This window comes from Mesorhizobium sp. M0239 (genome assembly GCF_040321815.1).
Taxonomy (GTDB): Bacteria; Pseudomonadota; Alphaproteobacteria; order Rhizobiales; family Rhizobiaceae; genus Mesorhizobium.
Genome location: NZ_JAMYSG010000065.1, coordinates 1 through 7,646, shown reverse-complemented (window position 1 = coordinate 7,646; position 7,646 = coordinate 1). Strand labels below are relative to the sequence as shown.

Annotated in this window: 3 protein-coding genes and 5 pseudogenes; 2 read left to right on the top strand and 6 right to left on the bottom strand. The window is 57.9% G+C overall.

Features of this window, described 5'->3' with window-relative positions:
• Positions 1-115: 115 nt before the first annotated feature.
• A pseudogene (locus NKI99_RS33105) lies at positions 116-271 on the bottom strand (IS66 family transposase zinc-finger binding domain-containing protein); the annotation flags it as partial.
• On the opposite strand from NKI99_RS33105, the pseudogene NKI99_RS33100 reads away from it, so the two are divergent.
• Positions 197-556, top strand: a pseudogene (locus NKI99_RS33100) (transposase domain-containing protein); the annotation flags it as partial. The pseudogenes NKI99_RS33105 and NKI99_RS33100 overlap by 75 nt on opposite strands.
• 314 nt (positions 557-870) lie before the next feature.
• Here the strand turns inward: NKI99_RS33100 and NKI99_RS33095 are convergent.
• The 5 genes and pseudogenes from NKI99_RS33095 to NKI99_RS33075 form a co-directional block, all read right to left on the bottom strand.
• Positions 871-2,028, bottom strand: coding sequence for an IS110 family RNA-guided transposase (locus NKI99_RS33095; RefSeq protein ID WP_352613659.1), 1,158 nt, complete (start codon positions 2,026-2,028; stop codon positions 871-873).
• 117 nt (positions 2,029-2,145) lie between these two features.
• A pseudogene (locus NKI99_RS33090) lies at positions 2,146-2,336 on the bottom strand (IS6 family transposase); the annotation flags it as partial.
• A gap of 127 nt (positions 2,337-2,463) precedes the next feature.
• On the bottom strand, positions 2,464-3,942 hold the full coding sequence (locus NKI99_RS33085) for an NAD-dependent succinate-semialdehyde dehydrogenase (protein WP_352613658.1): 1,479 nt from the start codon (positions 3,940-3,942) through the stop codon (positions 2,464-2,466).
• Positions 3,943-4,260: 318 nt separating this feature from the next.
• Positions 4,261-5,493 (bottom strand): pyridoxal phosphate-dependent decarboxylase family protein, encoded by a 1,233-nt coding sequence (locus NKI99_RS33080; RefSeq protein WP_352613656.1) that lies wholly within the window; start codon positions 5,491-5,493, stop codon positions 4,261-4,263.
• A gap of 120 nt (positions 5,494-5,613) precedes the next feature.
• Positions 5,614-5,908, bottom strand: a pseudogene (locus NKI99_RS33075) (transposase); the annotation flags it as partial.
• A 250-nt stretch (positions 5,909-6,158) separates the two neighbouring features.
• Here NKI99_RS33075 and NKI99_RS33070 point away from each other — a divergent pair.
• A pseudogene (locus NKI99_RS33070) lies at positions 6,159-7,187 on the top strand (IS5 family transposase).
• The last annotated feature ends 459 nt before the right edge of the window (positions 7,188-7,646 follow it).

The window sequence follows — 7,646 nt, the reverse complement described above, 5'->3', positions numbered from 1 at the left end:
CGGGGCTGGACGGCTTCTGGATCGACCGGGTGCTGAACCGCGAGGACTGGATCGAAAGTCACATCGTCGATGCGGCATCGATCGCGGTGTCGCGCCGCCACCGTCGCGCCATGTGAGCATATTTGAACCGCACATTCTGCAGGACCTTCGCCTTCACCTCGATATGAAGTTGCTCGGTAACGGCCTCGCCCATGCGATGCATCTGGTGACGGCAGCAAGGACAAGCCTTCTGATCGTCGGGAAGGTCATACTCGACGCGCTCGCGCTGCAGGCGCAGAACCGTCAACTCACCGAACGCGTCGTCAAACTCGAGGAAGAGCTGGCGCTTGCACGACTGCATCGTTTTGCGCCGCGCAGTGAAAAGCACATTGACCGCCTCTTCAATGAAGCCGAACAGGCCGCGGATGAGGACGCCGCCGACAACGAAGATAGCGGCGTCGTTGTCCTGCCGGACACGGGCTTGCCGGCGAGCGAAGGGGCGACGGGAAAGAAGCGCGGCCGCAAGGCCTTGCCGGAAAACCTGCCGCGATTTCGTTGTCAAGGGGCCTTCACTGATTTCGCGGTAAAGCGGTCAGGATAGCCATAACAGAACGGTTGGTCACTGCCTTGTGCATTGGTCCGCGAGCATCAAATTCGAGGGGAGCCTGCCTTTGGGCGCATCGCATTACGCCGCAACCTTGTATTCGGTGGGTCTGCAAAAGACCCGGACCATGAAGCAGTCATTGGCTTCAGCAGCAAGGCTCCGAGGCGGCGGGGCCCATTCTCATGACGGCAAATAACGCCATGGTGTCCATCGGGACACCGCCACCTCGAATCGATACGCGCGGGCGTCATTACGGCGGTTGATCCGTCAGGCGCCCTGCAGTGTGTTCAGTTCATCGGGCGCAATGTGACGCCCATCGGGATTTCGCCGACGGTAACCAATCGCCAGAGCGCGATGAGTAACTTGCGTGCGAGCGCCACGATCATCGTCGTCTTGCGGGCGCCCTGTGCCGCTCGTGCCTGGAACCATTGCGTCAGTTCGCTATTCTTTTGGAATCTCAGGAAGCGCCAGGCCAACTGGATCAGCCCGCGTCGCACCCGGGCGTTGCCTGCCTTGGCCAACCCCTTTTCGCGTCGTTTAGATCCGCTCTCGTCGGGGGAGCCTGTCAGACCGGCGTAACGCGCCACCGCGCGCCGGTCTCTGAGGTTGCGGCTAAGCACCTCGTGGACCAGCATGTCGGCTGTCTCAATCCCGACACCAATCACGCGCGCCAATAGCACAACCATTGCATTATACCCCGACGCGGGCGCCTGCTCAAGCTGGGCAATTCTGGCTTTTTCAATCGTCGTGATCTGATCGCGCACCACCGCAAGCCGAGCCATGTCGCGCCGCATCTCTTCCAGCATATTCGGCGGAAGCGGCTGTCCTTCCGAAGTGCGCAGGTCCGGCAATTTCTTCGGCGCCCGGCGAAGCTCGGGCTTGAAGCCACGGATGCCGAGCCGAGCCAGCGCCCCTTTCATGCGATTGACTATCCGCGTTTTCTCGCTGACCAGGTTCTCCCGCTCGCGGCTCGGCCGCTTGGCATCCTCTTCCGCCAGTGATGGGATCGCCACCATGCGGCAGTGGCCACGCTCGCCACGCAGCCAACCCAGGAACACGCGCATCAGCATGGCCGTGTCTAGCCTGTCGGTTTTCGCCCGTCGGTGTTCACGGTTCACGGCGACGCTGGTTGAATGGATGACGTGAGCGTCTATGCCTCGCGTCTGCAGCCACCGGGCCAGCCAGAAGCCGTCTCGCCCAGCCTCGAAGGCCAGCGCGACCCGGTCTATCGGCATGCCCGCAGCCTCCGCCTCCGATCGCCAACGCGCGATCAAACCGAGCAATGCATTGGGATCGGGATCGAGTTTCTTGAGGGGGTGTCGCTGAACGCCGGGAAGCATTCCGGCCACCAGCCAGTTATTTTGACTCATTTCTACAACGACGAGCACAGTGCGAGCTTGATCCAATACAGTGATTGATCGGCTGAGATCGTCGACTTTGGACATGATAGTCTATCCTTCGGGTTGATCGTACGATGATGGTGCCACCTCGCCGCTCCCCCGCATAGCTTCTCATGCATCAGAGCACTCAACAGCAAAAGGTGCGGGGAAATTCGCGCTTACGTTGAAGCGGTCCAGCAGCAAGGGTGAGTAGTGAACGACCCAGCGATGGAACGTCGAATGGTCGAATGATCGACACCGATACAGCGCTCGGTCCATCATTTCTCGAAAATCAGCAGGCTCACGCCACAGGCCAGATACCAACGAACGCAAAGCAGGATGACGGATTGGCCGAAATGGCGGCCTTTGAACATCAGCATCACTCTCCGAAACGCCAGAGGTCAATGCCATCCCAGGCGTAACCGAATAGTTTGCAACAGAACCTCATTGCTGCAACGGCCGAAGAAAAGAGGCGACTTTCCCATGCGGAGCAGAGGCCAATCACACGCTCAGGCATATGTATTTCATCTCTGTATAATCATCGATTCCGTATTTTGAACCTTCGCGGCCAAGGCCAGATTGCTTGATGCCACCAAAAGGCGCAACTTCGGTGGAGATCAGCCCAGTGTTAACCCCGACCATGCCGCACTCGAGAGCCTCCGCCACCCGGAAGATGTTCGAGACATCTCTGGAATAGAAGTAGGAAGCGAGGCCAAACTTGGTGTTGTTCGCCATTTCTATCACTTGTTCCACGGTCGAAAACTTGAACAATGGCGCGATAGGGCCGAACGTCTCTTCCCTGGAGAGGCGCATATCCCCCGTTGCTCCGGTCAAGATAGTGGGCTCGAAAAAGAGCCCGCCTTGGCTCGCAGGCTTGCCACCGACCTCCACTGTAGCCCCCTTGGCGACCGCGTCGGTAACGTGCTCTAATACCTTCTTCAACGCATTCCAGTCGATGAGAGGGCCTGTCGTGACCCCTTCGGCAAAGCCGTCGCCGACTTTCATCTGGCGGACGCGCTCGGCAAGCTTGGCCGCAAAGGCATCATAGATGCCTTCCTGAATATAAAGCCGATTGGCGCAGACGCAGGTTTGCCCAGCATTGCGGTATTTGGAAATCATTGCGCCGTCGACGGCAGCGTCGAGATCCGCGTCATCGAAGACGATGAAGGGCGCGTTACCACCGAGCTCGAGGCCGAGCTTTAAGATCTGCTCTGCGCCTTGCCGCATTAGAATTTTTCCAACATTGGTCGAGCCCGTAAACGTGAGCTTCCGGATCTTCTCATTGCTGCAGAATTCCTGACCGATCATCGCCGCATCGGTGGTGGTGAGCACAGAAAAAAGACCGGGTGGCAAACCAGCGCGTTCGGCAAGGAGAGCCAGGGCCAGCGCGGATAGGGGTGTCTGAGCCGCAGGTTTTGACACCATGCTGCAGCCGGCAGCGATTGCCGGGGCCATCTTGCGGGCAAGCATCGCATTCGGGAAGTTCCACGGCGTGATGGCCCCAACAACTCCGATGGGCTGCTTGATCACGATGATGCGCTTGTCCGGCTGATGACCCGGAATGGTGTCGCCATAAACTCGCTTTGCTTCCTCACCGAACCACTCGACGTAGGATGCACCATAAAGGATCTCTCCCTTCGCCTCCGGCCATGGTTTTCCCATCTCCAAGGTGAGAATGGTGGCAAGATCATCGACATTCGATACTATGAGGTCGTACAGTTTTCGCAGAACTGCGGCGCGCTCCTTGCCCGCCGTTTTCGCCCAGCTCTTCTGGGCAACATGAGCAGCATCAATCGCCGACCTGACCTCTTCTTCACCGAGATCTGGAAGGGTTGCGAGGACTTCGCCGGTTGAGGGATTGGTGACCTCGAACGTGAGGCCCCTTGAACCTGCCGCTACCCAGCCAGTCCCTACAAGAGCTTTGTCCGTCGCTAACGACTTGTCTTTCACCTTTGCTAGAACTATTTCAGAAAGTGACATTGGTTTCTCCGTATCGGTGCGAGTCCAAGAGCCGCCGTTTATATCTACCTGGGATAGAACTTCGCGCTTTATTGGGCGTTGGATTGTTCAAGGATGGGCAGATTGCAGAAACGAAGAGTAATCTCAAGCAACCGCCTAGGCTGATCGATTGCCACGGAATACTCCCTCTCCGCACCTCTCAAAGGACTCCCGGCACACCTGCTACACCCCCTCCACATTCACTTGCGGTGAGGATTCGCCCACCAACGACCGGCGGCTGGCCGTTCAAGGGTTTCGCCATATTGAAATAAACCTGTATAAACGACAAATACTCCCGTTTCAGTCCAACAATTCGTCGGAATAGACCACGGCTGGAGAAGGAGCGCTGAAACCTTCGCACCGTACAGCTTCCACGGCTTTCTCAAGGTCATTCACGAGCAAAGTTATATACTCGTCCCGCAGCGGCCCAAGTACAAGTTGTATTGCCTCTGGATCCTTTAGTATATTTATGTTCCACCCGTACTTCTTCATCTTGCCTGCAATCGAATAGATGTCCGAGTAATCGCTGCCAATTCCGACTACGTTAAGCTCCGCTCCGCCGACTATTTTTAAGCCAGAGCGCTGTTTAACGAAGGCCAATATGGCGTCTCTCAGCTTGAGAATTTGAGTTGCCCGCGAAAGGTATCCGTCCCGCCCCAGGTAACGCATGACTGCCCAGGCTGAAGCGATTGCGCCACCATTACGCGTCCCAGTAAGAACTGGTGATCGATAAAGCCCTGCTGCCCATGTGTCGAAAACGAAGGGTTGGTTGCGGGCGATATCTCTATTTTTATAGAAAACACCTGAAACGCCCTTGCCGCTATAGCCGTACTTATGAAAGTCCGCCGAAATTGAACTTACGCCAGGGACTCGAAAGTCGAAGTCGGGAACGTCTCGTCCGAGCTCGCCCACAAAAGGCGCCAAAAACCCACCAACGCAAGCGTCCACATGCAGCCAAATCCCATGTCTGCTGGCAATTTCTGCTAATTCTCGAACTGGGTCACAAACGCCATGCGACCAGGAGGGCATTGACGCGAGCATCATGACTGTATTTTCGCTAACTGCTTCGGACATTGCTGAGACATTTGCACGAAAATTTGCGTCGACCGGTACGCGACGAAGGGAATATCCGAAGTACCGTTCATATTTCTCGAATGTGGGATAGCCCGTCTGCGGGATTACTATTTCTGGCCGAGTAATATCCGGCCGTCTTTCTTTGGCGCTCGCTAGGGCAGCAGCAGTAGCGAGAAAGAGGCTCTCGGAACCGCCGCTTGTCACGGCCCCGGTTGCATCATTTCCAGCGTGGAACAGACTAAGCGCCATCTGTATTAGATCGCGTTCAAATTTTACCACGGTAGGGTAGTTGTTGCCCTTCGTAAAAAAGGCAAGGTGAGCGGCCTTGGCAACTTCGAATGTGCCATCATCAAGCAGGAGCCCACGGTCATTGAGCCAACGATCTGGGAACGTCGAGCGCGGGTCTGCGTCTTGTGAACGCAGCTGCTCTAGTTCTTGTTCAATCTCGTCGCGGGTCATCCCCCTCTGGGGAAACGCGTGGGCAGTTGTGGTTTTGTATAGTGTGCTTGACATATGTTTAGCCCCCTATGAGTGCTCTTTTCAAGGACGAATTCTGGCAAACCGGAAATAATGGGTGTGTTTTTGTTTTCGGCCTTCGTCCGAAGCCCTGTAGATGTGCTTCAGGGCTGCGGGAACCGCCTTGCCATCCTTGTGGGAGACGAAGTCCACGCTCTGGCGCAGCAGGTGAACGGTGCAGGTCGGCACCGTCGCCTCCAGGAAGATGGCCACGATGGCATCGGGAAAGCTCTCAGGCCGTCGCTCGATCAGGATGTCGTCGCCGCCCCGGGTTCATGACCCTCAGCCAGAACTTGGCACCCTCATTCTGCTCCAGCGAGAGCCCCAGAATCCCCTTGGTGCCGTCGGCACTGACGCCCGGGGGGACGATGTTTGGATAACGCTGTGGGCGGATTGAAAGCATCTTCCTCCTCCTTTGTTAGATACCACTAGCACCACAGGCAAAGTAACGGTTGCCGAATGTCGCCTCCAAAAACGAAAAGCTTTCGGAGAGAACCTTTGGGTCGAACACGAAGACGCACGCTACCCATCAATTGGACACCTCGAAAAACCTCCCCATTTCGACCGATTCGTGATTCACTGTCATTGTGATTTGCGGAAGACTGGGAATGCGGGGACAGGCGGGGTTCTGGGACATCGACGAGCGCTATCTGCGGCTGAGCGAGGCCTGCGATCCGCTGGAGAAGCTGAATGCGGTGGTGCCGTGGGAGGTTTTCCGCAAGCCGCTCGGCAGGGCGCTAAAGCGCTCCGATGGCGCGAAGGGTGGCCGGCCGCCTTACGATCCGGTGATGATGTTCAAGATCATGGTCCTGCAGGCGCTCTACGGCCTGTCTGACGACCAGGCCGAGTTCCAGATTCAGGACCGTTTATCCTTTATGCGCTTCCTCGGGCTGGGCTCGGAGACAGGGTGCCGGACGCCAAGACGATCTGGCTGTTCCGGGAGCGTCTCGCACGGCCGGCGCGGTGGACAACCTGTTCGCCCGTTTCGACAATCACCTCGGCAAGGCCGGCTACCTGGCGATGGGCGGGCAGATCGTCGATGCCGCCATCGTGGCGGCGCCCAAGCAGCGCAACACCGACGCCGAGAAGACTGACATCAAGGCGGGCAAGGTTCCTGACGCCTGGAAGGAGAAGCCGGCCAAGCTGCGCCAGAAGGACCGCGATGCCCGCTGGACGGTGAAGTTCTCGAAAGCCAAGGTTGCCGAGGAGGGAAAGGCGCAGCAACGCGACATCGCCATTCCCGCCTTCGGGTACAAGAATCACGCCTCGATCGATCGCAGGCACGACTTCATCCGGGATGGAACGTCACGAGCGCGTCAGCCTATGACGGTGCTCAGCTTCGCAATGTGCTCAATCGGGGCAACACCGGCTCGACGGTGTGGGCCGACTCCGCCTATCGCTCGAACAAGAACGAGGAGTGGCTCGACCGGAACGGCTACGTCTCCGACATTCACCAGAAGAAGCCGCAGGGCCGGCCGATGAGCGAGGCTACGTCGCGGGCCAACGGCCGGCGCTCAAAGACCCGCGTCTTCGTCGAGCACTTCTTCGCGCAGCAGAAATTCCGCATGGGTCTGTTCGTGCGCACGATCGGCATCGCGCGGGGCAGGATCAAGATCGGCATGGCCAACCTCGCCTAAAATCTCACCAGCTTCGTATGGCACCAGGGGCGAACTGCGCCCACATGACGGCGACGGCGGCGCAAACCGCCGCGGCGACCGCATCAATCTCAACAACCAAATCCGAAGCGACCGCCGTTCATCAGTTCATCAGTCCACGCAGAACATCAGCGCGGCCCTACCGGTCCGCGAAAGCCGGTAGTTCGAGGTGTCCATCTGGGTCTATGGGGTCAACGATGACGACGGGATCTTGGCCTTCACTGATGAAGGCATCGAGGAGGTCGCCTCCTCCTCGAAGAATATCATCGCGTCTCCCATCGAAAGCTTGACCCCAGCACCGCAGTGCTCAGGGCCACCGGATACGCACGTCTGCGGTCTTCACCGGGCTTCACCGGCTTTCGATTACCCACATCGTCGGCTTATCCAATGGAGATGCCGAAGGCGATGTCGTGCAAGCGGATCATGCCGCGCCAGACGACC